Annotated in this window: 24 protein-coding genes; 12 read left to right on the forward strand and 12 right to left on the reverse strand. The window is 68.7% G+C overall.

The annotated features are described in order from the left end of the window. Positions 1-11 precede the first annotated feature (11 nt). From ACFWCH_RS03700 to ACFWCH_RS03710, 3 genes are all read right to left on the reverse strand, one after another. Positions 12-1646 carry a fucose isomerase gene (locus ACFWCH_RS03700; RefSeq protein WP_378802936.1) on the reverse strand — a complete coding sequence of 545 codons (1635 nt, stop codon included), beginning with the start codon at positions 1644-1646 and terminating at the stop codon, positions 12-14. After that, positions 1643-3160 carry an FGGY-family carbohydrate kinase gene (locus ACFWCH_RS03705; RefSeq protein ID WP_378802937.1) on the reverse strand — a complete coding sequence of 506 codons (1518 nt, stop codon included), beginning with the start codon at positions 3158-3160 and terminating at the stop codon, positions 1643-1645. The genes ACFWCH_RS03700 and ACFWCH_RS03705 overlap by 4 nt, the downstream gene beginning before the upstream one ends. 123 nt (positions 3161-3283) lie before the next feature. Next, positions 3284-4270, reverse strand: coding sequence for a LacI family DNA-binding transcriptional regulator (locus ACFWCH_RS03710; protein ID WP_136036300.1), 987 nt, complete (start codon positions 4268-4270; stop codon positions 3284-3286). A gap of 102 nt (positions 4271-4372) precedes the next feature. On the opposite strand from ACFWCH_RS03710, the gene ACFWCH_RS03715 reads away from it, so the two are divergent. Beyond that, complete coding sequence (locus tag ACFWCH_RS03715) at positions 4373-5506, forward strand: glycoside hydrolase family 172 protein (protein WP_206252407.1); 1134 nt, start codon at positions 4373-4375, stop codon at positions 5504-5506. 51 nt (positions 5507-5557) lie between these two features. On the opposite strand, the gene ACFWCH_RS03720 is transcribed toward ACFWCH_RS03715, so the two are convergent. The 6 genes from ACFWCH_RS03720 to ACFWCH_RS03745 form a co-directional block, all read right to left on the reverse strand. Beyond that, positions 5558-8044, reverse strand: a complete 2487-nt coding sequence (locus ACFWCH_RS03720; protein ID WP_378802939.1) for a GH116 family glycosyl-hydrolase — start codon at positions 8042-8044, stop codon at positions 5558-5560. After that, on the reverse strand, positions 8041-8772 hold the full coding sequence (locus ACFWCH_RS03725) for a hypothetical protein (RefSeq protein ID WP_378802940.1): 732 nt from the start codon (positions 8770-8772) through the stop codon (positions 8041-8043). The genes ACFWCH_RS03720 and ACFWCH_RS03725 overlap by 4 nt, the downstream gene beginning before the upstream one ends. Further along, the gene (locus tag ACFWCH_RS03730) at positions 8769-9671 is read right to left on the reverse strand and encodes a carbohydrate ABC transporter permease (RefSeq protein ID WP_378802941.1); all 903 of its coding nucleotides are present in this window, start codon (positions 9669-9671) and stop codon (positions 8769-8771) included. The genes ACFWCH_RS03725 and ACFWCH_RS03730 overlap by 4 nt, the downstream gene beginning before the upstream one ends. Next, a complete protein-coding gene (locus tag ACFWCH_RS03735; protein WP_205828199.1) occupies positions 9668-10594 on the reverse strand; it encodes a carbohydrate ABC transporter permease in 927 nt (308 codons plus the stop codon). Before ACFWCH_RS03735 ends, ACFWCH_RS03730 begins: the two co-directional genes overlap by 4 nt. Further along, on the reverse strand, positions 10587-11909 hold the full coding sequence (locus tag ACFWCH_RS03740; RefSeq protein ID WP_378802943.1) for an ABC transporter substrate-binding protein: 1323 nt from the start codon (positions 11907-11909) through the stop codon (positions 10587-10589). The genes ACFWCH_RS03735 and ACFWCH_RS03740 overlap by 8 nt, the downstream gene beginning before the upstream one ends. A gap of 155 nt (positions 11910-12064) precedes the next feature. After that, entirely contained in the window at positions 12065-13216 is a 1152-nt protein-coding gene (locus tag ACFWCH_RS03745; protein WP_378802944.1) for a DUF4185 domain-containing protein, read from the reverse strand. 337 nt (positions 13217-13553) lie between these two features. Here ACFWCH_RS03745 and ACFWCH_RS03750 point away from each other — a divergent pair, with 337 nt between their 5' ends. The 11 genes from ACFWCH_RS03750 (at position 13554) to ACFWCH_RS03800 (ending at position 19916) form a co-directional block, all read left to right on the forward strand. After that, entirely contained in the window at positions 13554-14072 is a 519-nt protein-coding gene (locus ACFWCH_RS03750) for a hypothetical protein (protein WP_136035974.1), read from the forward strand. A 189-nt stretch (positions 14073-14261) separates the two neighbouring features. Then, positions 14262-14504, forward strand: coding sequence for a hypothetical protein (locus ACFWCH_RS03755; RefSeq protein ID WP_206252394.1), 243 nt, complete (start codon positions 14262-14264; stop codon positions 14502-14504). A 258-nt stretch (positions 14505-14762) separates the two neighbouring features. Next, the gene (locus tag ACFWCH_RS03760) at positions 14763-15326 is read left to right on the forward strand and encodes a DUF2247 family protein (protein WP_136028688.1); all 564 of its coding nucleotides are present in this window, start codon (positions 14763-14765) and stop codon (positions 15324-15326) included. Positions 15327-15381: 55 nt separating this feature from the next. Next, positions 15382-15654 (forward strand): hypothetical protein, encoded by a 273-nt coding sequence (locus ACFWCH_RS03765; protein WP_247637914.1) that lies wholly within the window; start codon positions 15382-15384, stop codon positions 15652-15654. An 11-nt stretch (positions 15655-15665) separates the two neighbouring features. Next, complete coding sequence (locus ACFWCH_RS03770; protein WP_378802945.1) at positions 15666-16424, forward strand: hypothetical protein; 759 nt, start codon at positions 15666-15668, stop codon at positions 16422-16424. Between the two features lie 13 nt (positions 16425-16437). Continuing rightward, positions 16438-16917: a hypothetical protein gene (locus ACFWCH_RS03775; protein WP_206252388.1), complete on the forward strand. Its 480-nt coding sequence runs from the start codon at positions 16438-16440 to the stop codon at positions 16915-16917. Positions 16918-17038: 121 nt separating this feature from the next. Beyond that, positions 17039-17440: a hypothetical protein gene (locus ACFWCH_RS03780; protein ID WP_378802946.1), complete on the forward strand. Its 402-nt coding sequence runs from the start codon at positions 17039-17041 to the stop codon at positions 17438-17440. Beyond that, positions 17425-17940 (forward strand): hypothetical protein, encoded by a 516-nt coding sequence (locus tag ACFWCH_RS03785; protein WP_378802947.1) that lies wholly within the window; start codon positions 17425-17427, stop codon positions 17938-17940. The genes ACFWCH_RS03780 and ACFWCH_RS03785 overlap by 16 nt, the downstream gene beginning before the upstream one ends. A gap of 34 nt (positions 17941-17974) precedes the next feature. Beyond that, on the forward strand, positions 17975-18484 hold the full coding sequence (locus tag ACFWCH_RS03790; RefSeq protein WP_378802949.1) for a hypothetical protein: 510 nt from the start codon (positions 17975-17977) through the stop codon (positions 18482-18484). Between the two features lie 173 nt (positions 18485-18657). Then, positions 18658-19374: a hypothetical protein gene (locus tag ACFWCH_RS03795; protein WP_378802950.1), complete on the forward strand. Its 717-nt coding sequence runs from the start codon at positions 18658-18660 to the stop codon at positions 19372-19374. Between the two features lie 311 nt (positions 19375-19685). Then, the gene (locus ACFWCH_RS03800) at positions 19686-19916 is read left to right on the forward strand and encodes a hypothetical protein (RefSeq protein WP_136028696.1); all 231 of its coding nucleotides are present in this window, start codon (positions 19686-19688) and stop codon (positions 19914-19916) included. 60 nt (positions 19917-19976) lie between these two features. Here the strand turns inward: ACFWCH_RS03800 and ACFWCH_RS03805 are convergent, their stop codons facing one another. Genes ACFWCH_RS03805 through ACFWCH_RS03815 form a run of 3 tightly spaced genes read right to left on the reverse strand, consistent with a single transcriptional unit; the run spans position 19977 to position 23245 of the window. Beyond that, positions 19977-21341 (reverse strand): extracellular solute-binding protein, encoded by a 1365-nt coding sequence (locus ACFWCH_RS03805; protein WP_378802951.1) that lies wholly within the window; start codon positions 21339-21341, stop codon positions 19977-19979. Between the two features lie 30 nt (positions 21342-21371). Next, positions 21372-22325, reverse strand: coding sequence for a carbohydrate ABC transporter permease (locus ACFWCH_RS03810; protein ID WP_136028698.1), 954 nt, complete (start codon positions 22323-22325; stop codon positions 21372-21374). Then, positions 22325-23245 carry a carbohydrate ABC transporter permease gene (locus ACFWCH_RS03815; RefSeq protein ID WP_378802952.1) on the reverse strand — a complete coding sequence of 307 codons (921 nt, stop codon included), beginning with the start codon at positions 23243-23245 and terminating at the stop codon, positions 22325-22327. Before ACFWCH_RS03815 ends, ACFWCH_RS03810 begins: the two co-directional genes overlap by 1 nt. Positions 23246-23276 lie beyond the last annotated feature (31 nt).

Below are 23276 nucleotides of genomic sequence, written 5' to 3' on the forward strand. Positions count from 1 at the left end.
CCGCGCCCGGCTCAGACGCGCACGTCCCCCACGAGGTTCACCCGGATCCCCATCCCGTCGAACATGGCGGCCTTCGCGATGAGGGCCCGGTCCGCGGTCTCGGCGTCGGGCGCATAGACGAGCTGCGCGTGGTTGGCCTTGTGCCGCGCCATGAACTGGTCGCGCGAGATGCCGTGCAGCACCACGTGGGCGATCGGCCACTCCGGGTTGGTGGCGTCCTTGCGGCGCTGCGTCTCCTCCTCCGGCAGCTCGACGACCGAGGCGCGGAAGATGTCGGCCTGCAGCACACCGTCCGCGATGAACACGCGCGACAGCACGACCTCGCCGGGCTTCGAGACGCCGTTGATGGTGGCGCCGCCCGCGGGGAAGAACACGTGGCCCTGGCGCCAGCCCTCCGCGTGCCCCCAGCCGCCGAGGTGCGAGGCAGGCACGGAGCCCGAGATCTCGTACACCCACACGAACTGCCCGTCGAAGTCCTCGCCCCAGCGCACGTCGTGCAGCGTGTTGTCCGGCACGAGGCCCATCGCCCGCCAGACCCGGTCGGTCACGAGTGCGTCGACCGCGACGCCCTCGTCGGCCTCGTTGAAGTGCGGGAACGCTCGGCCCTCGTGCAGCACGCGGGAGCCGTCGCGCGACGTGACCGGCGGGCGCTCCGTGGTGTTGAGGATGCCCTCGGCGAGGTCGGACGCGGGCACCAGGTCTTTGAGACCCTGCTGGTACTGGATGCCGACGGCGTCGAGCCCGAAGTCGTCGGCGATGCGCAGCGCGGCGATGTACATCTTGAGCTGCCACTGCACCTGCTCGCGCGTGAGCTCGGTCGCCGCGTCGTCGCCGTAGCGGAAGGTCATGCCGTGGTCGATCAGCCAGTCGTACGCGGCGTCGGCCTCGTCCTCCGTCACGGTCAGCATCTCGGCGTACAGCGCCGACTGCGACAGCCGCTCCTTGTAGATGCCGGTGTGGTTGAGCAGTTCGTCGTCGAAGATCGCGTTGTACATGCCCATGCAGCCCTCGTCGAACACGCCGATGATGGCCTTGTCGGCGCGCAGCTGCGCGGCCAGGGCCTCACCGAGCTGCTTCTCCGGGCTGTCCGGCAGCGCGGGCAGCGGACGCACGTGCGACTGGTCGTGCGTGATCGCGCCGGTCTCGGTCCACTCGCGGATGCCGTCGATGAACCAGTCGTCGGTGTAGTCGACCGACCAGGTGGTGGCGTAGGGCTTGCCCATCTTCGTGAGCCCGGCGTTCAGGCCGAGCAGACCGACCAGCCCCGGCCAGTCACCGGCGAAGTTGGCGACCGTGAGGATCGGGCCCTCGTGCGTGCGCAGCCCGGCGAGCACGTGGTGCGAGTACTGCCAGTTGGCGATCGCGACCACCAGCGGGGCATCGGTCGGGATGTCGCGGAACACCTCGAGGCCCATGCGCTGGCTGGAGATGAAGCCGTGACCGGTCTCGGGGTCGACGCCGAACGGCCGGATCACCTCCCAGCCGAGGTCGTTCAGCACGCCCGTCACACCCGCTTCGAGCTCCACCTGGGTCGGCCACCCGGCGACGTTCGCCGACTCGCGCAGATCGCCCGAGGTGATGAGGTACGCGGTCTTCGGTGCCGCGGTCGGGCGCGCGGCGGGCGCGGGCAGGGTGTACGTGGTCATGGTGCCTCCGGGGTCGGGGTGGTCGGGGTCGCGTCGCGCTGGTCCGCGGCGAGGTCGTGGACGACGGATGTGGTCCCCTCGTACAGCCGGACGTAGCGGTCGAACAGGGCGTCGTAGAAGGGGCGCAGCGCCGCGTCGGGCCGCACGGTCTCGGCGATCGGGTTCCAGTCGTCGATGGCGGGAGCAGCACCCGGGGTCGCGGTGGCTCCGGCGGCGAGGAACGCGGCGCCGTAGCTCGCGCCGATGGTCGTCTCGGGCACCTCCTGCACGAGTCCCGTGACGTCGGACACGATCTGGAGCCACAGGCGCCCCTGGGTGCCGCCGCCGACCGCGACGATGCGGCGGATGTCGGCGCCGGCGGCCCGCATGGTCTCGACGTTGTGGCGCACGCCGAGTGCCGTGGCCTCGAGCGCCGCGCGGTACAGGTCGCCGCGGGTGTGCTCCAGCGTGAGGCCGGCGATCACGCCCCGCGCATCCGGGTCCTGGATGGGCGTGCGCTCGCCCGCGAAGTACGGCAGCATCAGGAGCCCGCGGGCGCCGGGGCCGGACGTGGCGGCCTCGCCGAGCAGCTCCGGGTAGTCCGCGCCGGTGAGGTCCTTCAGCCAGGCGGTGAGCGCGCCGGAGGTCGAGAGTCCGCCGGCGAGGTTGCGCGTGCCGGCGAAGGCGCCGGCGGTCGTCCACATCGAGGGCGTGCGCAGGGTCTCGGCACCGGTCGCGACGAGGAACATCGTGGTGCCGTACATCAGCATCAGGTCGCCGAGCTCGTGCGCGCCCACGCTGACGGCCTCGGTCCAGGCGTCGATGGTGCCGGTGATCACGGGGGTGCCTGCGGGGATGCCGGTGGCGGCGGCGGCCGCGTCGGTCACGGTGCCCGCCACGTCGCCCGCCCACCGCAGCTCCGGGGCCTCGATCGTGCCCGCGTAGCGCTGCCACCACGGCTCGTGCCAGCGCTCGTGCTCGATGTCGTACAGGGGCGACACCTGACTGGCGGACTGGTGGTCGAGCACGTAGGCGCCGGTCAGCCTGCGGGCGAGCCAGGACGCGGGCATGTAGAGGCGGCGGGCGCGCGACCACGCCTCGGGTTCCTCGTCGGCGACCCAGGCGAGCTTGGGGCCGCCGGCCTGCGACGTGAGCGTCGAGCCGCCCACGCGGGTGATGTCTTCGTCGCCCAGCTCCGCGGTCATCCGTGCGATCTGCGCGGTGGAGCGGGTGTCGACGCCGTAGAGGATGGCGGGACGGACGGGGTGGTCGTGCTCGTCGGCGAGCAGGATGCAGGGACCCATGCCGCTGACGCCGACCCCGGCCACCTCGGCCTCCGGCACTGCGGCCAGGAGCTCACGGGCCAGGCCGACGAGCTCGTCCCACCAGACGTCGCCGTCCATCTCGACCCAGCCGGTGCGGGGGCGGCTCACCTCGTGCGCGCGCGTCGCGGTCGCGAGGATCGTCCCCGCCTCGTCGACGAGCACGCCCTTGCTGCTGGACGTGCCGATGTCGACACCGATGGTGCAGCGCATGGTCCTCCTCGACGCAGGGCGGCCGGTGATCCGACCTTTCGCCATGGTAAGCGAAATCGATTTCAAGCCGCAAGCCGATGCGTGGGCGTTTCACCGAAAGAGCCCCGCCCGTCCGCAGGAGCGTCAGGCGCGGGGCGTGCTCGCGGACTGCACCTCGTTGCGCAGCACCACCGTGCGCGCGGGCTGGGTGTCGCCCTTGATCCGCTCCAGCAGCATGCGCGCCGCCGTGACCCCCATGTGCCGCGCCGGGAGCCGGACGACGGTGACCGCCGTGGGCGAGAGCGTGGTGAAGGGCAGCGATCCGATCACCGCGACCCCGACCGCGGGCGGCGTGAGCCCCCGCTCGGTGAGCACCTGCAGGGCGCCGACCCCGATGAGGTTGTTGCCCGCGACCACCGCATCGGGCGGCTCGGGCAGCGCCAGCAGCTCCTCCATGGCCGCGCGGCCGCCGTCGACCCGGAACGTCGCGAAGCGCACGAGCTCGTCCAGATCGAGGTCGGGCTCTGCGGCGGAGAGCGCGGAGCGCCAGCCGGCCGCGCGCTCGGCCGCGGTGTCGATGTGCTCGGGCCCGCCGATGTAGGCGATGCGACGGTAGCCCGCGGCGATGAGGTCTTGCGTGGCGGAGGTGCCGGCGGCCCGGTTGGCCATCACCACGCCGTCGATGTCGTACGTGGTGCTGCGGTCGACCGCGACGACGGGTCGCCCGGTGGCGAGGATGCCGCTCAGATCGCTGTGCTCATCGGCCGTCGCGATGATGACGCCCGACATGTGCTCGGCGATCGCGATGCGCAGGTACGTGGCCTCCTTCTCGAGCTGGGCGTCGGAGTTGCACAGCACCACCGAGTACCCGGCCTCGGAGGCGACGTCTTCCACGCCGCGCGCCATCTCGGTGAAGTACGGGTTCTCGATGTCGGGGATGACGAGCGCGATGACCTCGGAGCTCTGGGTGCGCAGGGTGCGGGCCGCGCGGTTCGGCGTGAAGTGCAGCTGGGCGGCGGCCTCGCGCACCGCGGCCACCTTCTCCTCCGAGACGCTCGTGCCGTTGAACACGCGGGAGACCGTCGCGGGCGAGACCCCCGCGAGCTCCGCGACGTCGTAGATCGTGGCCATGCACCCTCACTGCCTGTCCGGTGACCCCGGACGTGAAGCAACAGTATCGCGCGCTCGCGAGGTCTCTGGTGCATCGATCTGAAATCGATTACATTGGCGGCCATGACGCCTGCCCCCTCCTCTCTGTCCACGCTCGCAGCGCTGCGCACCGTGCAGACCCGGTCCATCTCCCCCGAGAACTTCGACGGCTCGCCGGGCGGCGGCGGCCGCGCCACCGAGGGCACCGGTGCGGCGAGCGCGCGCGACCTCGGCCCCGGCTGGAAGATCTCCCCCAGCGTCGACATCCCGGCCGGAGAGACCTTCGAACTCGCCGCGATCGACGGTCCGGGCAAGATCACCCACATCTGGATCACCACCCACACCGACAACTGGCGCACCCTGCTGCTGCGCGCGTACTGGGACGGCGCCGCGGAACCCGCGGTCGAGGTGCCCTACGGCGACTTCTTCTGCAACGGATGGGGCGTGTTCGCCCAGGTGAACTCGCAGACCATCGCCGCGAACCCGCACGGCGGCTTCAACTCCTACTGGCCGATGCCGTTCCGCGACGGCGCCCGGCTCACGCTCGAGAACACGTCGACCGTCGACGTGCGCGTCTACTACCAGGTGACCTACGAGGTCGGGGGCGATCACTCCGACGACGCCTACTTCCACGCGCAGTGGCGGCGCTCGAACCCGCTGGAGGACCGCACCCCGCACGTCCTGCTGGAGGGCATCGAGGGGCGCGGGCAGTACGTCGGCACCTACATCGCGTGGGGCGTGAACTCCAACGGCTGGTGGGGTGAGGGCGAGATCAAGTTCTACCTCGACGACGACACCGACCACCCCACGATCTGCGGCACCGGCACCGAGGACTACTTCGGCGGCGCGTGGAACTTCGACATCCCCGGCCAGGGCTACACCGCCTTCTCCACCCCGTATCTGGGGATGCCGCAGGTGATCCGGCCCGACGGCCTCTACGTGTCGCAGCAGCGCTTCGGCATGTACCGCTGGCACGTGCTCGACCCGATCCACTTCGCCACCGGCATCCCGCGGGTCGACATCCAGGCGCTCGGCTGGCGCAGCGGATGGCGATACCTGCCGCTGCGGGACGACATCGCCTCCACCGCGCTGTTCTACCTCGACCGGCCGACCGCGCGCCGCCCGCGCACACCGAGCGCCGACGATCTGGAGGTGCACCTGGGCAGCGCGGCCGTGCCCGACATCGGCGCCTCCCCGTCGCGCCCGCCGCAGGGCTGACACCGAGCACGACGAAGGGCGCCCGCTTCCCGCGGGCGCCCTTCGGTGCGTTCAGTCGGCGCGCACCACGGTGAACGGGCAGTCGCCCTCCACCACGTCGACCTCCACCTGCTCCCCCACGGTGACGGTGCCGTAGCCCGCCGCGCTCACCCACGGCCAGCGGCCCTCGGCACCGACGTGCAGCTCGCCCGTCCCCTCGTCCACGCGCACGCCGGAGCGCGCCTGCAGCAGCGTCCACCCCGCCATGGCCCTGGCGTAGTGATCGCCGCACTCGATCTCGTTGTAGGGGTTGCGGCGGCGGCCGTCGTGCCGGTCCCACAGTCCTTCGAGCACCGCACGGCCCTCCTCCTCCAGCCCCTCGAAGAAGCAGTGCGCCGCGACCTGCCACTCGATGCCCGTCCACACCTCGTCGGCGTAGCGCGTGGGCACCTCGGGTCGTCCGCCCTCGGGCCACGTGCACATCAGCAACCCGACGTCGTCGGCCGTGTCGGCATAGACGCGATACGGGTGCGCGAAGTCCGCGAAGCCGTGCCGCAGATTCGAGGCGACCACGTGCCGGAGGGCGCTGCGCACGTGCTCGGGCGGCAGGATCGGCCCGAGCCCGAGCTGATGCGCCCACCACTGCCCGATCACCTGGTCGGACAGCACGCCCGTGCGCCACTGGAAGTCCTCCGGGTCGCCCTCGTCGAGCACCTGGACGTAGTGGGTGCCGTCGAACAGCAGCTCGTCGTACCCCGCCGAGCCGGAGCGGAACCTCTCGGCCGCCTCCGCCGCGGCCTCGGTGTCGCCCACCCGCCGCGCGAGCTCCTCGTACGCCCGCAGCGCCGCGAGCCACAGCGTGCCCATGAACGGGTTGCCCCCGGCAAGGTCGATGTCGTGCGTGCTGGGCTGGATGCCGCGCAGCACGCCATCACCGTCCGCGTCCCACTTCTCCCGGATGTGCGTGTACAACCGCACGAGCTGCGGCCAGCGGCGTTCGAGCCACTCCGATCCCGCCCCGCGCTGCACGTCGCGCAGCGACTTGAGGATCGTGGCGAGCATGCCGTCGAGCGCGGGCTCCTCCGGTCCGCCGATGAACTCGTCCGTCATCTGATGCAGATACGTGGGCACGCGCAAGCGGTGCGGGATCGACCCGTCGGCCGCCTGCATCACGTCGAACTCGGTGTCGCGCATGTTCCGTTCCAGGCTCGGCCACAGCCCGGCGAGCGCGGCCTCGTACTGCCACACGTGCGTGCAGTTGAGCGGGCAGGAGCCGCCGAAGACGCCCGACCACATCCAGGTCGAGTCGCCGAGCGAGCCCTCGTAGCCGTAGAACCGGCCGTCGGCGCCGATGAAGCACGTGGGGCTGCGCACGTATGCGGCCTGGGCGGCGAGGTGCTCGACCTCCCGCGCGTCGAGGCTCGACCCCGCGAGGGTGCCGGTCCACCGGAGCGTGCGCTCGACGAGCTCGTCCCACCGGCGCTCGACCGTGGCCTGCACGTCGAGCGCGTCGAGGTAGCGCACGCCGTACGCGTTGCCGAGGTAGAAGGTGGACGCTCCCCATTCCGGGTGCGGCGCCCCGAACTGCTCGATGTCGACGAACCGATTGGGCAGGTGCCACGAGATCGAGAAGCGGATCGTGCGCGAGGCACCGGGGGCGAGGGCGAAGGGCACGCCGACCACCCCGAGCCACGACCGTCCCTGCGGGCTGGGGCCCGACCCGCCCTGCGGGGCGTTGAGCTGCGGGTCGCCGATCGTGGGGGCGAGCGCGAGCCGGGAGCGTCCGTCGTTCCCGGCGCGGGAGCGGAGGAACGCGTCGAGGTGCTCCAGACCGCTGCACCGCGTGAGCACGGCCGCTGTCTCGTCGTCGGCGGCGAGCACGAGCTGCCCGGCGAGGCGGTCGCTCTCGTCCAGGCCCGGGTTGTCCATGACCACGCGCGACCAGCCCGCGCCGCGGCGCAGGCGGTTGACGTTGCCGCCCAGCCCCGGGGTGCTGTCGGCGATGGGCGTGATGCCGTCCCACCCGATCGCGTTGAGCAGCGACCCCGCAAGCGTGCCGTGCACCCCGATCGGGCCGGTGTTGGTGAGCGTGAACTCGAACATCCCGGTCGGGATCGAGCTGAGCTCGACGTCGCGCGGGGCCATCGGGTTGAGCACGCGCATGCGCACCTCGACCGGATGGCGCGGATCGGTCAGCTCGACCTCGGCCACCGGGTAGGTGCCCCGGAACGCGGCGCTCTCGAACGTGCTGAAGCTCTCGGCCGCCGCGGTCATCCACTCGGGCACGAAGCCGTCGGTCGTGAGCGAGGCCTGCGGATCCGGGACCGGGGTGCCCTGCACCATCGAGATGACGTTGAGCGGCGGCTCGACCTGCGTGACCCGCAGCCAGAAGCCGGTGCCGGGGAGAGCGCCCAGGTGGTTCGGCATGCCCTGCAGCTGCCACTGGCGCAGCGACCCGTCGGCGTTCACCGCGAAGCCGCCGGTGCCGATGCCACCCAAGGGCATCGCGAGCGCGGGGGCCTCGGTGTGGGGACGGGACGGGGACAGGCGGTCGGTCATGATTCTCCTCGTGCGGGTCGACGGCCGGGGACGAGCGGCGGCAGCGCCACTCCGGATGCCGCGGCGACCGGCCAGGCCGCGGCGACGGACAGCAGCACGAGCAGGGGTGCCGCGAGCAGCAGCAGCCCGCCGAACCAGGTGAGCCCGAGCCACGCGACCGCGGCCGACGCGGCGAGCGCGGCCAGCGGTCCGAGCGGGCGACGCACCGCCGCGACGGCGCAGACGACCGCGACCGTGCGCAGCCCCACGTCGTCGCGGAGGGCGGCGACGGGCACCGCGACCACGGCGACGAGGGCGACCGCGGCGGACAGCAGCAGCGCCGCGAACGCGAGCACGGCGAACAGGGGCACCGCGGCGGAGGCGGCGATCGCGCTCGTGACCTGCGACCACGCCAGCAGCACCGCGGGCGCACCGGCACCGACCGCGACCGCGAGCACGCGGCGGCGGAGGCGCACGGCCGCGTGGTCGAAGATCCGGTCGTGCAGCGCGCCGAGGGCCCACGCGGCCGGAACCGCGCACGCGGCGACCACGAGCAGCGGCACCAGCGGCGACGCCGGCCCGAGCAGTGCCGCCCCGAACGCCCAGGCCGCGAGCGCCGCGGCTCCGGTCACCCCGAGCGGCCCGAGGGCCCGCCACGCCGCGGCCGGAAGGCGCAGCAGCACCGGGTCGACCGCAGCGGGAGCGGAACCGGCGGCACGCGCGGCCGCCGTCGCGTCCACGGCACTCATCCCTTCAGCCCCGTCGATGCGACGCTCTCCACGATCTGCCGCTGGAACGCCAGGAACACCACGAGCAGCGGCGCCACGACCATGGTGATGGCGGCGAACACGATCACCGCGGGTGCGGCGCCGAAGCCGTTCTGCAGCGTGACGAGCCCGAGGGGCAGGGTCATGTTCTCCGGGCTGGACAGGAAGATGAGCGGCCCGAAGTACCCGTTCCACGAGGCCTCGAACCCGAGGATCGCGAGGGCCGCGACCGCGGGGGCCGAGAGCGGGATGAGCATCCGGAACAGGATCCACAGGTGTCCGGCACCGTCGAGCCGCGCGGCCTCGTCGAGCTCGCGCGGGATCGTCTTGAAGTACTGCGACAGGAAGAAGATCTGGAACACGTTGATCAGCGCGGGCAGCCACAGCGACGCGAGGGTGTCGACGAGCCCGAGCTGCCGCATCATGATGAAGATCGGGATGATGACGAGCTGTCCCGGCACCATGAGCGCCGACAGCATCACGACCAGCAGCACGCGGCTGCCGCGGAAGTCGATGCGCGCGAACGCGTAGGCGGCGAGCACCGAGAAGAACAGCGCTCCGACGGTGGAGATGAGCGCCAGCGCGAGCGAGTTGCCGAACTGCTGGAAGAACGGCATGTACTCGAACACGTCGGCGAAGTTCTGCGTGGTGAACGGGATCGGCAGCCAGCGCGGCGGGTCGGCGAACGCGAACTCCGGCTCGGTGAAGCTCTGCACGATCAGCCAGAACAGCGGCGACAGCATCAGGATGCCGAACACGACGAGCACCACGTCGACGATCACGCCGCCGACGGTGGGGCGGTGACGGCGGCGGCGGCGCTGTCGTTCGACGCGGGTGAGCACGTCGGTCCGCGGCTCCACGGTGGGGGGAAGAACGGTCATGATTCGTGCACCCACTTCCGTCGGCCGAGGAACTGCAGCACGGTGACGCCCATGATGATGACGAACACGAGCAGGGCGACCGCGGCGGCGTACCCCATGTCGAAGGCCTGGAAGCCCTTCTCGTAGAGGTACATGATGATCGTCGTGGTGGAGTTCTGCGGTCCGCCCTTGGTGATGATCTGGATCGGGTCGAAGATCTGGAACGCACCGATGAACGTGATGATCGTGGCGAAGAACATGGTGGGCGACATGAGCGGCAGCGTCACGTTCCAGAAGATCTGCCACGAGGTCGCGCCGTCGGTGCGGGCGGCCTCGACGAGCTCGGTGGGCACGGTCTGGAGCCCGGCGAGCATGATGATGAACGTGAAGCCGACCGTGTGCCACAGGTCGATGAAGATGATCGCGGGCATGGCCCAGGCCGGGTCGGCGAAGAAGTTGGGCAGCTCGATGCCGAACGTCGCCGCGTACTGCGCCACGTAGCCGAACGTCGGGTCGAGCACGTACTTCCACAGCAGGGCGACCGCGGCCCAGGAGATCAGGAACGGGAAGAAGATCGCGACGCGGGCGAAGTAGCCGAGCACGCGGCTCGCGACCCGGTTGACCGCGAGGGCGAGCAGCAGCCCGAACACCAGGTGGGTGACGATCGAGGCGAACGCGAACACGAACGTGTTCAGCAGCACCTGCGGCAGGATCGGGTCGGAGAACAGGCGCACGAAGTTGTCGGCGCCGACGAACTCCGGGGTGGTCAGCATGTCCCACTTCAGGAACGCCAGGGCGATCGCGAACACGAACGGCCCGGCGACGAAGACGAGGAACAGCAGCAGCGCGGGACTGACGAACATCCAGCCCGCGGTCGCGGTGCGACGCCGCAGGAGCTCTGCTCCCGGGCGCCGCACCGTGGGGGCGGCGGCGATGCTACTCACCGACCAGCTGCTCCAGCTCCGCCTGCGCCGCGTCGAGGGTCTTCTGCGCCTCGCCCTGACCGGCGATGATCGTGCCCCACGCCTCCTCGATGACCTTCTGCGCCTCGGCGCCCTGGTCGATCGAGGGGATCGGGGTGGCGAAGTCCATCGCCTCGCTCAGCCGGATGGTGCCCTCGGGGGCGTTGTCGGTGAAGGCGGGCGAGTTCGCGACCGACTCCCGCGCCGGCACGATGGTGCCGCCGATCTCGGCGAAGTAGCTGCCGGCCTCCTCCGACATGAGGAACTTGATGAAGGTCCACGCGGCCTGCTTGTTGTCGCTGTTCTTGGCGATGTTCCAGGCGTCCCAGCCGACCGGCGAGCCGTTGCCGGTCTTGGTGGGCCAGTTCACGACCACGGTGTTGTCGACCATGTCGAGCTCGCGCACACCGAGCACGGGCCAGCGTCCGCCGCTGAGGATCGCGAGCTTGCCCTGCTTGAACGCGGTGTTGCCGTCGAACTGGCCGCCGGGCTTCGGTGCCAGGCCCATCTCGACGAGGCTGCGGGCGAACTCGGCCGACTCGACCGCCTCCGGGGAGTTGTAGGTGGGCTCGCTCCAGTCGGCGTTGAACGTGCTGCCGCCGTTGGTGGTGAGCCACGGCATCACGTCGACGAAGTAGCCGGAGCCCGCGCCGACGAGGTAGGCGCCGGTCTTCTCCTTGATCTGCTTCCCGGCCGCGACGAACTCGTCCCACGTCCAGTTGCCGTCTTCGGGGATGGCGACTCCGGCCTTCTCGAACACGTCCTTGTTGAGGTACATGGCCATGGTGTTGAACCCGCCGGGGATGAACACGGTCTCGCCGTCGGGGCCCGCCGCGAACTCCTCGTTGAACTTCTGCAGGTTGGGGCTGATGTCGTCCCAGTAGTCGTCGACGACGTCTTGGTCCTGCTCGATGTAGGGCGCGAGGTCGGCGAGGATGCCCTTCGAGGCGAACAGCCGCTGCCCCTCGGTGGCAACCTGGATGATGTCGATCTTCTGTCCGCCGGCGAGACGCGTCGCGACCGTGGTGGAGAACGTGGCCCAGTTGCCGCTGGGGATGCCGACGGCCTTGAGCTTGATGTCGGGGTACTGCTTGTTGAACTCGGCGAACAGCGCGTTGAACGCCTTCTGCTGGTCGGCGTCTCCCATGTAGACGAAGTTGAGCTCGCCGCTGTCCGGCTCCCCCTCGGCTCCGGCGCCTCCGCCCCCGCCGCCGCCCCCGGAGCATCCGCTGAGGGCGATGCCCGCCACCACCACGGATGCTGCGACCTTCCACATGCGACTGCGTGTCTTGCGCATTGGTCCTCCTCAGGACGTCACTCGTCTTCGAGTCATGCTGTGTCCCGGCTGCCGCCGGGTGGGGGTGCCGACCAGCTCGCGTCGATCCACTCTGATCGGGTATGCGCCAGGTTAGGCGAAATCGATTTCATGTGCAATAGTCGGCGGCGGGCTGCTCATCCGTCGGCGCGGTCGAGGTTGGCGGCGAACCAGAACACGTTGTACGGATCCCAGAGCGAGAGCGTGAAGTAGATGCGCCGACCGTCGTCCGAGACGTACCGCGGGTCGAGGTAGGGGCCGTAGAGCCCCGGGTACTCGTCGCCGGGCACGAGCTCGATCGGCTCGCCCCAGGGGCCCCACGGGGTGATGCCCTCCCGGATGTAGGCGTTGCCTGCGTCGGAGTAGGTCATGATCCAGCGCTCCAGGTACGTCGACCACATCACCGACAGCTCGCCGATCGTGCCCTCGACCACGACCTGCGCGTCGTCCAGGTCGTCCGACCACACCGGTTCGTCGCCGTCGAGGTCCGCGAAGTACGAGTAGGAGCCCTGGTCCTCCACAGCCTCCTCGGTGGCCGGCACCCGCATCAGCCGCACCTCCCCGAACCGCCCGGAGGGGATCGCCCACAGGTAGATCCAGTCCTCGCCGTCGGCGGTGACGGGGGCTGTCGCGAACTGCACGAAACCGGAGTCACCTGGCCACTCGATGCCCTCGACGGGAGCCCAGGTCTGCCCGTCATCCCGCGAGACGACGAGGGCGGAGCGGTTGGCATCCCACGCGCCGGGGTCGCCCCAGTAGCTCACCGACATGTAGGAGACGTAGATCGTGTCGCCGATCGCGAAGCCCGCGGTGGGGATCTTGGTGACCTCGCCGGAGCCGTCGTTGGGGCCGTGGTCACCCTCGATCAGCGGGGCCGCGAGCCCGATCCCGTCGGCCACCCAGCCGTCGAAGAAGATGCCGTCGGTCGGGTCGTCGTCGGTCGTCCAGGCGGCCACGTTGGAGCGCCACTGCCCGCCCTGACCGCCGGTCGTTCCCGGTGCGCGCTCGCCGAACGTGTCGCCGAAGAAGAACCAGGTGCGGTCGCCCACGGTGGTCATCGAGCCCAGATCGGTGCCCGCGACGCCGACCGCCTCGGTGTCGTTGATGCCCGCCGGTCCGGTCAGCTGCGCGACCTCGGTGAGCCCGGAGATCCCAGTCAGCACGAACGGCTTGTCGGGGTCGGGGTCGAGTTCCACCGGTGCCCCTCCCCCGGCGCACGCGGCGAGGCTCACCGCCAGAGCGGCGGCGGCGAGCAGGGCGGTCGAGCGACGGGCACGGGTGGCAGACATGCGGCTCCTCGGCGAGCGACAGGGGTGTGGGGGCCGACGATACCGAAATCGATTTCAGTGCACCAGGGCTTCTGTTCGGGGGGCGGAGCGCATCGTGCACGGTCAGCGGCGTCGCGGCTCCACCAGCCGCCGCGGGGGCATGACATAATCTCCCCGTCCAGGTTCGCCGATCCTGGATCCGCGCTTGACCTCAGTCCGAACCTGGCCGCCGACGACGACGTGGCGGCGTCCTCACCCGAAGGGCTACGCATTCGATGACCAGACACGGGCAGGCGGTCGCGCCCTTCTCCGAGCATCTGACACCGCACTCACACTCCGTCGCACCGATCGCTTCCCCGTGATCACGCTCAGTGAGCTGCTTTTCGCCGACGCTCCAGAAGACACGAAGGACGAAGACCCCTTCATTTCCGAAGAGGATGCGTTTCTCGAAGCCCAGGTGAATGCCGTGCACTTCGACGCCATCACCGCCACTCTGGGCATCCTGTGCGATCTGCGGACCGCTCTACAGCTCGACGAAACGAACACGGGGCTTCTCGTTCTGAGAGGCGTGGGTCTGCTGGAGTGGTCCGGTGTCACCGACCGTCACAGGACGTCGTGGAAAGTGGTGGGCTCTTCGGCCCGGTCACTCGACGCGGGACTGGAACTTCATCTCGCATTGACTCCGGGGGCAGATCTCCGGGTCCGTGGGAGGAGCGCTGTCTTCCACTCGCTCGACGTGGCGGCGCTCGGAGAGATTCCCGACTTCGGCTCGCATACGGATCAGGAGGTGCGCAGCATGTCCCCACGGTGGGACTCCGCCGCCCGCGTCGTCCGTACGACACCGTTGGCGCTGGGACCCGGCAGGGCTCCCCGTTGAGTGAAAGGTACGCAATGCCGGAAGGGAACTGAAGCTCTACCTGAGCTCGAGCGAAGCACTGGTTCTTTACGATTGGTTGGCGTCGACCCATGAGAGAGGCCTACCCGGCCTCGATGATGCCAGCGCTACCGTGCTGTGGGATCTTGAATCTCAATTGGAGCCACTCCTGGTCGATAGCAAGGGGGCCTGATGTCTGCGGATAACTACTTCTCGCTCGGATTGGGGGTCGTCCTCCTTGTTTTCGGCCCGCTCGTGGTGCGCCACCGTCAAAGGCTCTTCGATATCACCGCGGACGCCAATCGCGCCCTCGGTGGCGCCCCGGGCCGCGAGGTCGCCAAACGTGGCAGCGCCGCGTGGGTGGGCGCGTGCGGCATCGCGATGATCGCATTCGGGGTCATCGCACTCCTCGCGGGCGTGTTCGTGCGGGTGTGAGGGAATGCACACGTTCGCGGTGGCGTGTATCGCCAGTGGCATCGCCATCCTCCTGGCGGGATCCACCATGCTCCTGGCACGAAAGCGCCTGCTGAGGTTCGTACGCGCACGCTACGCCGTTGTTCTGAGCGAGGACCAGCTCTCCCCGCGGGAGGTCTCACGGAGAATGCCCCGAATGCGCGCCATCATCGTCATCGCGACCGGGTTCCTGCTCTTCGGTGGCGCCCTGTTGACCCTGGGGTTGTTTCGAGTGCTGGCATGACCGCAGAGATTGATTGGAGTGCCATGAGCGAGGACCTCCTCAGCATCGATCTGGATGGCGATGACATCTCACGCCGGTCGCGGATGACGCTGCCCGAGTTGGATCTCGGCTTGCGGAAGGGGTGGGTCCGCCCTTCCGAGGGGATACGGCTCGTGGATCAGGCGATTCGCGAGGATCAGCGTATGCGACCCGAGGTTTTCGAGTTGACAGCGGCCGACGAGTGGAACTTCGCGGAGAAGGTGAGCCGACTCGTCCCCACGCCCACGGAGGAAAGCGACCGAAGTGCCCTGGGTATCTGGACCTACCTTTTCATGGCGTGGCTCTACGACAATCGAGACAGATTCGCCGACGTGCTCGGCATCGTCGAACTTCTGGCCGCAGATCTGGAGTTTCCGCCCGAGATCTCCGGAATGGTGAGGTGGATGCCGCCACCGGAAGGAGAGGAAGTGGGGATCGATGCTCTGATGCGCCACTGGGAACGGTATGTGGCGTCACGCCGCGAGGTGTATTCCGCACCGGAGCGGATGTTGGATGCTCCCCGTCGGACCTTTCCCGCATGAGCGGATTTATGCCACAGTGTCGGAAGAAACGCCACCATCGACAGGAGCGGTGAGAATGCCCGACATCGGTGTCGATACCGTCGTTCCGAATCTGCTGGTCGGAGTGCTGGTGATCGTGTTGGGCATTGTGGTGATTCGTCACCGCGCCCGTCTCAACGGGTTCATGTTCTCCGCGCAGAAGTCGATGCTCGGCGAGCGGTATGCGCGGGCGTCGGCAGGTCGGCAGACGCCGTGGATGATGGGCACGGTCGGGGTCGGCATCATCTGTATCGGACTGGCGATGACGGCAGCCGGAGTTGCCGGCGCGATCCAGAACATCGTCCTGTGACACGTCGACGGATGTACGGGGCACAGGGATTCGGCGAGCGCGGCTTCCTGTCTTTCCTTCGCGACAACGCGCGCCCTTCCGGTGACGTCGATCGTGAGCTTCTCCGGGCACCGATTCCGGACCTCAGTATCGATCACCTTCCCGAACGGATCGACCCCAACGCGGATGGTCTCTTTCACCTGGCAGCGATCGTCTGGGATGTCGATGAACGTCTGGCGCTGTCGATGTTCCGTGAGGCCGCGAGCGCCGGGTCGTGGGATGCCCTCGCTGCTCTCGGCGAGGGCGAGAACTGGCTGGGTGATCACGACCAGGCGGTGGTGCACCTTCGAGCCGCACTCGATCTTCGCCCGGACGGTCACGCACGGCTGGAGGGTCTACTCGGGGAGAGCCTGGTCCTCACTACGGAACCCGGCGATCCACGAGAGATCGAGCGCCTCCTCACGGCGGGCCTCCAGGAGTCTCCGGAGTTCGCGCTTCCGTTGGCGCGGCTCCTGCTGAGTGAGGGGCTGGTCGAGGAGGGGCGGGCATGGACGGAGTGGGCCGGCGAGGCCGAGGTATACGGAGCGGCGCTCCTCCTCGGCAACCTCCTGAGCGAAACGCCGGACAGCACCGACGCGGCCGAAGCGGCGTACTGGCGCGGGATCGCCACCGGTGACGCGCACAGCGGCCCACAATCTCGCGGTGCTGTTGCAGCAGCGGGGCAACGAGGAACGCTCCAGAGAACTCCATCGACTCGCCCGTTCGATGGGCGACCGTCGCCCTTGGACTGACGGGCGGGCCGTCATGATGATCGCGTCGTTCTCGTCCGCGCCCGCGGAGGCGGCTGATGCACAGAGCGCATCGACCGGAGCACGGATCGGGGCACTTCTGTGGGGAGCAACGGCGACCGGACTGTTCGTGCTGCTGGGGCACGAGAGCAGCATGTGGTGGATCGGGCTTCCCGTCTACGCATTCGTCGCCGCCGCGCTCGTGCGTTCCGCCTGGCTCGGCGTCTGGGTCTCGCCTGGAGCGGTGAAGGTGGTCTCCTGGTTCCGTACGCAGCGCTTCAGGGCAGGCGAGGTGTCGGCTGTGGAGCTGGTCCCCTACTTCGGCATGGGCGGTGCCTCCGTCGGATGGCTGCCTGTCGTCGGGTCCGTCCGGATGATCGAGGTCGAGATGACGAGCGGTCGGCGCGTGTGGCTACCCTCGACCATCGGCAGGCGGAACGGCGTCCTCCGGCTCGCGAGGACGATGCGCGCGGCGCTGGGCCTGAGTATCCATTGACCTCAGCGGTGTGCCGGCGACGAACACCCCGGCGCGGGAAGGAATGCGTGCTTCTCCCTCCCGGAAGCCCGCAGGCCGTTGCCACTGGTTGACCGACCTCACGGTCGGGAATGATGGGGTCGTGGAGACAATCACCCTCGACGACGTCGACGAGCCCGTCCTCGACCTTCATACGGCGCGCGTCAACGCCGGCGTCTTCGAGGTGGCGGGCTGCGCGGATCTTCAGGGCGGACGACTTCTCTACGAAGCGAGGAAGACCGGCGGACGCAAATTCCCCTCGTTTCGGGGGGCAAGCTGGGAGCGATTTCCCTTCACCGTGACGATCACCGGCGCCAGCCACTTCCACGTCCACGATCCGGACGGACTCGGCACGATCGTGCTGGACCGCGTGACGCAGCGTCCGGGCTCCGTCATCCTGCGCGGTGTGATTCCGGGCGAGATTCACATCGCGAGGACAGAATCCTCGGCGCCGGTGCTCACCATCGATCGAACGATCAGGCCGGACGAATGTCCACGGTCCTGACGGTCGCCTTCCTGACAATGGGTGCGCTTCTGGTGGCCTCCGCTACCGTCGTCGCAGTTCATCGCGAACGCGTGGGGCGGAATGTGAAAGCCGCGGGGATGGCGGGGCGGCTCGCGCTGCCTGCATCCACGGTCGGTCTGGGCGTGAGCCTGATCCAGTTCCTCGTGGCGATCGGCTGCTTCCTTCTCGCCGTCTCTCTGCCTCGACGGCTGGGCGATGGCCGAGGAGAGGCATCACTCGTGCGTCTCGTGGAGATAGGGCCGCCGTGGGGTGAGGTATTGACCGCCGGCGTGGTCGCAGTCGGTCTCGCCACCTGCATCACTGGTGCACTCCTGTTGAGCCGGTGCTGGTCGCACCGCGCGACGTGGCACACCGATCGCGGCCTGTCAGGGCTTCCGCATCTCGACCGCCGCCTGCTCTACGGCGGGAGTGGCCTTCTCCTGGTCGGCGTGGTGGTCTTCGTGGGCGGCGTGCTCTTTCTCTTCTCGACCATCGCATGACCGACTGCCTCGCCGTCGTGAAAGGAAGGGAACCATGCTGACCCTCGACTACCGGGTACACCGGGACGCGAGCGCAGACGACGTGGCGTGGGATCGGATCGACGACGTGTCGCTGGGCTACTGGCGTTTCCTCGGTGACATCGTGCTCACGACGGACGACGCAGACCACAGCATGCGGTGGGGCTGGTTGCCGATACTCGGCTTCGCGCTCCAGATGACGAACGCGGCCCACGTGATCCAGCGCGGTGAACCGCACACGCTGGAGATCCTCGGATCGGAGCGGTGCCTCCACTTCGCCCCGCGAGGCACTCGGATCGAGATCGTCGCCGACGACAGCGAACGGCCGGCCTTCGTCTCGGCACAGGAACTGGTCGAGGCATCGGATCAGATGTTCTCTCGACTACGCGCGGAAGTGGAGGGACGGCACCCGGGCCTCCTCACCAACCGCCGCTACCGCGACCTGCTCTCGTTCGACCCGGAGTATCCGACGCGAGCGACAGAGGCGAACCACCGCGCCGCCGGCGGACAGGACTCCTCGTCGTGATGCCGCTCGATCCTGTCGCGCGAGTGCGGCCGGGCTGGCTCGGTGAGCGAGAGTACGAGGCGCCCACGGGCCGGGCGGGGCGGGCAGGTCGACTCGCGGTCGCCAGCGTGTTCACGCTGGCTCTCCCCGCTCTCGCTCTGGTCGGGCCGATGCCGCTGCACGCACCCCTTCCCGTGACCGTGCTGCTGCTCGGGAGCATGGTGCTGACCGTGTGGCTGTGGGTGCGACTGCCTTTCACCGGGGTGATTCCGACGGAGCGGTCCGTCGTTGTTCGGTCCTGGTTCTCACGACGAGAGTACGACCGGGCGAGCATTCTTCGGTTTCGTCACGTCGAGTACAGCGGACTGTTCTTCTACCTGGCGTGGCCGAGCGACACCGGGTGGTTGGCGAGCGGCATGGTCGAGGTAGAGCTTCGTAACGGAACCCGAATACCGTTGCGCGCGACCGTCTGCGGGATCGCTGATGCCCGGCGAATCGCGGAGGCCCTCAATCGATGGGTGGGAGCGGGTGTCGGCGACGGCCGCGGCCCCCGCCGCCGCCGGGATTATGGCGCGCGTGGAGAGTCACCCTCGACGAGGTCTCAGTCCTGGCCCTGGGCAGGGACGATGACGTCGACCGGTGGAGCGAGAACGCGGCAGATGGATGGTGACACGGTGGCGGAAAAGCACTCCATCGGCTCGTGGGTGATCGCGTTCTTCCGAGAGAGAGTCCAGACCGGGCTCTTCTTCTGGTACATCGTCGGGTCCCTTCTCGCCGTGTTCGTCGTTCCGGGGGATCGTGCCTCCGCGTTGATCGCTGTCTTCGTCGTCGGGCTGCTGATGGCTATCGTCGTTGTCAGCCGTCTCCGTCGACGGTTGAGGACGAAGAACGAGGATGCGGGAGATCGGTAAGAATCCATGCGCACGCTCGGGTGGTTCCTCTTCCTCACGATTCGCGGGGTTCTGCTGTGGATCCTCGTCCCCTTCGCAGCCCTCTCGTGGCTGTGCGTCCACTCGTGGCTTCAGAGAGCCACACTTCGGCAATCGATCTGCTGGTACGAGACGAACGTCAATCTCGTCATCGCTCGAGGACTCCTTCGCCCCTTCCTTGGTTCCGACGTCCGCAGCGGGAGATTCGCTCCCCTTTCGCAGATGGCCACGCTTCCTCCGCACAAGATCCATTTGCTACTCACGGCAACATAGGTGAAAGGACTCACCGTCGAATGATCCTCGGCGTTGTTATCGGGCTCGTGATCGTGACGGTCGGAGTCGCACTTCTTCTCGCCAGGCACGCGTTCTTGCGGTTCGCCCTGCGGTGGTTCCGACGGTTCTACGGTCAGCCCGTGGCCGACACGTTCGAGCATCGCGGAGAGAAGGGGATCATCGTCGGCGGCGCCGGATTCATCGTGTTCGGGATCGTGCAGATCGTCGTCACCGTTGTCGGGCACTCCTAGCGATCACCATCACAACCGTGGGTGGGGGCGAAGCCGCCCCCACCCACGCCCCTCCGGGATTCAGCCCGCCGTGGCGTTCTCGTAGGCGCGCATCGCGGCGTCCTGCGCCTCCTTCAGAGCGTCCTCCGGCGACTTGTCGCCGAGCAGCGCCGCGGTGATGGCGTTGTTCAGCTCGTTCTGGATCTCCTGCCCCGCGGGCGACGAGCCGAACGACTTCCCATAGTCCACGACGTCGTAGAACGTGGAGATCACCTGGTCGAAGCCGGCGTTGCCGCTCTCGGTCACGAACTTCTCGCGGATGGCCTGGTCGGCCGAGGGCGAGCCGGTGAACAGCCCGGTGTTGATGCCACCCTCCTCCTCGATGGTCTTCGCCCGCGCGTCGCCCGCCGCCATCCACGCGTCGTCCGAGGTGAGGTTCACCATCCACGCGCACGCTGCCGCGGGGTTCTTCGCCCCGACAGGGATCACGAACGCCGTGCCGGACGCGACCGAGAACGGCTCCCCGTCGCTGTTGAGGAACGGCACCGCCTCCAACTGGATCTGGTCGGCGTAGGGGCTGAGCACGTTGGGGTACCACTGGGCGTTCACCTGCGAGCCGACCTGCTTGGCCACGAACTGGTTCTGGTCGCCGAACGCGTCGAACGAGTCGGTGAAGCTCTTCACCGCCGCGAAGCCGCCCTGCGCGTCGGTGATCTGCTTGAGCATCTCGATGCCCGCGACGTTGCTCGGGTCGTCCAGGGTGGGAGCGCCGTCGGCGTCGTTGAGCTGACCGCCCATGCCGAGGATCCACAGCCCCGCCTGTCCGGTGGCGACCGGGTCGAAGCCGAGCCGGGACGGCACGCCGCCCGACTCCTGGTACATCTTCGCGATCGCGCCGAGCAGCACGTCGGGCTGCGAGGTGTCGATCTCCTCCGCGGTCACCCCGGCCTCGTCGAGCACGGCCTTGTTCAGCAGGATCGCCGGCGGCTGGTAGAACTGCGGCACGGCCCACACCGCATCCTCGTAGGTCACATCGTCGACCACGAACGGGTACCAGTGGTCGCGCGGCGTCACGTCCTGCGCGGCGAAGCACTCGTCGAGCGGCATGATGAGGTCTTGCGCGGCGTAGGTCGTGACGTAGCGGCGGTCCATCTGCACCACGTCGGGCACGTCACCGCTCGCAATGCGGGTGGTGAACTTCTGCGCGTCGAAGGCCGTCGCGTCGAGGTCGACCTTCACGTCGCTCAGCTGCTCTGCCGCATAGTCCATGCGCGAGGTGCCGACGTCGTCGGCGTTCTCGAACCCCCACGCCTTCAGCGTGCCGCTCGGCTCCGCACCGAAGTCGGCGTCGGCGGCCTGGTCTCCCCCTCCTCCCCCGCCGCAGCCGGCGAGGACGAGGACGGATGCGGCGGTGACCGCGGTGATTCCCCACATGCGTGTGCGCATGACTGCTCCTTTTCGATCGGTGGTGCGTTGTCAGCCCTTGCGCCCCTGGGTGGCGACGCCCTCGATGAAGGAGCGCTGCCCGAAGGCGAAGAGGATGAGCATGGGCAGCGTCACCAGCAGCGACGCGACCATGACGTACTGGTAGTCGCCGTGGCCTCCCGCTGTGGGGCTGTACTTGGTCATGGCGTAGGCGATGCCGAGCGGGGCGGTGAACTGGTCGACCGACCCGGCGTTGAGGTAGATGAGGGCGGCCTGCAGGTTGTTCCAGCTGGCCTGGAACTCGAACAGGAACACGATCACAAACGACGGGATCGACAGCGGCATCGCGATCCGCCAGAACAGCCCCCACGCGCTCGCCCCGTCGAGCCGCGCCGCCTCGAACAGCTCCCGCGGGAGCCCGAGGAAGAACTGCCGCTGCAGGAAGATGTAGAATGCCGACCCGAACAGGTTCATGCCCCACAGCGGCACCCACGTGCCCAGCAGCCCGGTCTCCTTCCAGATCAGGTAGATCGGGATCATGGTCACCGCGCCGGGCAACATCATGGTCGCGAGCACGAGGCCGAACAGCAGGCCGCGGCCGGGGAAGCGGAAGTACGCGAAGCCGAACGCCACGATCGAGCTGGAGATCGCCACGGTCCCCGCGGCCAGCAGGGCGATGGCGATGCTGTTGCCCATCCAGCTCAGCAGCGGCAGCTGGTTCCACACCTCGACGTAGTTCTCCGGCACGAACGTCTTCGGGATGAGGGCGTTGTCGAACACCTCGCCGCGCGGCTTGAGGCTCGCCGCGATCAGCCACACGAACGGGTAGAGGAACAGCAGCCCGAACAGCACGAGGATCACGTTCAGCACGATCCGGCCGGCGAGGCTCTTCGGCTGGTGGAGCCGGCGGCGCCAGCGCCCGCGCGTGGGGACCGTGGTGGTGAACGTGCCGGGGCTCTTCTCCCGCTCGACCTCGACGGGTTCCGGGCGCAGTGTCTGCGACATCAGCGGTCTCCCTCGTAGTAGACGAAGCGGTTGCCGACCTTCACCTGGATCAGGGTGATCAGCATGATGATCACGAACAGCAGCCACGCCATCGCCGCCGCGAATCCGAAGTTGAACTGCCGGAACGCCTGCTGGAACAGGTAGATGGCGTAGAACAGCGACGCCTCCGGCGAGGAGTTGCTCTGGTCGCGCCAGAACAGCAGGTACGCCTGGTCGAAGATCTGGAACGCGGCGATCGACAGCACGATCACGTTGAAGAACATCGCCCCGGAGATCATCGGCAGGGTGATCGAGAAGAACTTGCGGACGGGCCCCGCTCCGTCGAGCGACGCCACCTCGTACAGCTCGACCGGCACGTTCTTCAGCGCCGCGAGGAAGATCACCATCGTCCCCGCGACCGTCCACAGCGTCATCATCACGATGCTCGGCTTCACCCACGCCGGGTCGACCAGCCACTGCGGCCCCTCGATGCCGAACAGCCGGAGGAACTGGTTCACCGCGCCGGAGTTGCCGTTGAGCAGCAGGAAGAACACCGCCGCCGTCGCGACCGCCGGGGTCATCTTCGGCAGGTAGTACAGCACCCGGAAGAACCCGGCGCCCCGGCCGACACGGTTGAGCAGCATCGCCAGCACCAGCGCGAACACGATCTCCAGCGGCACGGCCATCACCACGTAGAAGAGGGTGTTCGCGAGCGAGACCCCCACCCGCGGGTCGTCGAACAGGTTGGCGTAGTTGTCGATGCCGATCGGGCGGGCGGTGTTCGTGGCCAGGTTGTAGCTGCTGAACGAGATGTAGAGGCTGTAGATCATCGCGCCGGCCGTGAACACCAGGAACCCGATGATCCAGGGCGAGATGAACAGGTACCCCGCGAGGGCCTCGCGGCGGTTGTAGCGATCGCGCTTGCGTGGCGTCCGTGCCATCCACCCGCTCCTTCCCTGCGATGATCCGGCG

It is taken from the genome of Microbacterium sp. NPDC060132 (assembly GCF_042729675.1).
In the GTDB taxonomy this organism is placed as follows: domain Bacteria; phylum Actinomycetota; class Actinomycetes; order Actinomycetales; family Microbacteriaceae; genus Microbacterium; species Microbacterium sufflavum.

Coding starts and splice junctions, on each gene's coding strand:
- ACFWCH_RS03700 (WP_378802936.1), bottom strand. CDS start 1,646: ATGACCACGTACACCCTGCCCGCGCCCGCCGCGCGCCCGACCGCGGCA.
- ACFWCH_RS03705 (WP_378802937.1), bottom strand. CDS start 3,160: ATGCGCTGCACCATCGGTGTCGACATCGGCACGTCCAGCAGCAAGGGC.
- ACFWCH_RS03710 (WP_136036300.1), bottom strand. CDS start 4,270: ATGGCCACGATCTACGACGTCGCGGAGCTCGCGGGGGTCTCGCCCGCG.
- ACFWCH_RS03715 (WP_206252407.1), top strand. CDS start 4,373: ATGACGCCTGCCCCCTCCTCTCTGTCCACGCTCGCAGCGCTGCGCACC.
- ACFWCH_RS03720 (WP_378802939.1), bottom strand. CDS start 8,044: ATGACCGACCGCCTGTCCCCGTCCCGTCCCCACACCGAGGCCCCCGCG.
- ACFWCH_RS03725 (WP_378802940.1), bottom strand. CDS start 8,772: ATGAGTGCCGTGGACGCGACGGCGGCCGCGCGTGCCGCCGGTTCCGCT.
- ACFWCH_RS03730 (WP_378802941.1), bottom strand. CDS start 9,671: ATGACCGTTCTTCCCCCCACCGTGGAGCCGCGGACCGACGTGCTCACC.
- ACFWCH_RS03740 (WP_378802943.1), bottom strand. CDS start 11,909: ATGCGCAAGACACGCAGTCGCATGTGGAAGGTCGCAGCATCCGTGGTG.
- ACFWCH_RS03745 (WP_378802944.1), bottom strand. CDS start 13,216: ATGTCTGCCACCCGTGCCCGTCGCTCGACCGCCCTGCTCGCCGCCGCC.
- ACFWCH_RS03755 (WP_206252394.1), top strand. CDS start 14,262: ATGTCTGCGGATAACTACTTCTCGCTCGGATTGGGGGTCGTCCTCCTT.
- ACFWCH_RS03760 (WP_136028688.1), top strand. CDS start 14,763: ATGACCGCAGAGATTGATTGGAGTGCCATGAGCGAGGACCTCCTCAGC.
- ACFWCH_RS03765 (WP_247637914.1), top strand. CDS start 15,382: ATGCCCGACATCGGTGTCGATACCGTCGTTCCGAATCTGCTGGTCGGA.
- ACFWCH_RS03770 (WP_378802945.1), top strand. CDS start 15,666: ATGTACGGGGCACAGGGATTCGGCGAGCGCGGCTTCCTGTCTTTCCTT.
- ACFWCH_RS03775 (WP_206252388.1), top strand. CDS start 16,438: ATGATGATCGCGTCGTTCTCGTCCGCGCCCGCGGAGGCGGCTGATGCA.
- ACFWCH_RS03785 (WP_378802947.1), top strand. CDS start 17,425: ATGTCCACGGTCCTGACGGTCGCCTTCCTGACAATGGGTGCGCTTCTG.
- ACFWCH_RS03790 (WP_378802949.1), top strand. CDS start 17,975: ATGCTGACCCTCGACTACCGGGTACACCGGGACGCGAGCGCAGACGAC.
- ACFWCH_RS03800 (WP_136028696.1), top strand. CDS start 19,686: ATGATCCTCGGCGTTGTTATCGGGCTCGTGATCGTGACGGTCGGAGTC.
- ACFWCH_RS03805 (WP_378802951.1), bottom strand. CDS start 21,341: ATGCGCACACGCATGTGGGGAATCACCGCGGTCACCGCCGCATCCGTC.
- ACFWCH_RS03810 (WP_136028698.1), bottom strand. CDS start 22,325: ATGTCGCAGACACTGCGCCCGGAACCCGTCGAGGTCGAGCGGGAGAAG.
- ACFWCH_RS03815 (WP_378802952.1), bottom strand. CDS start 23,245: ATGGCACGGACGCCACGCAAGCGCGATCGCTACAACCGCCGCGAGGCC.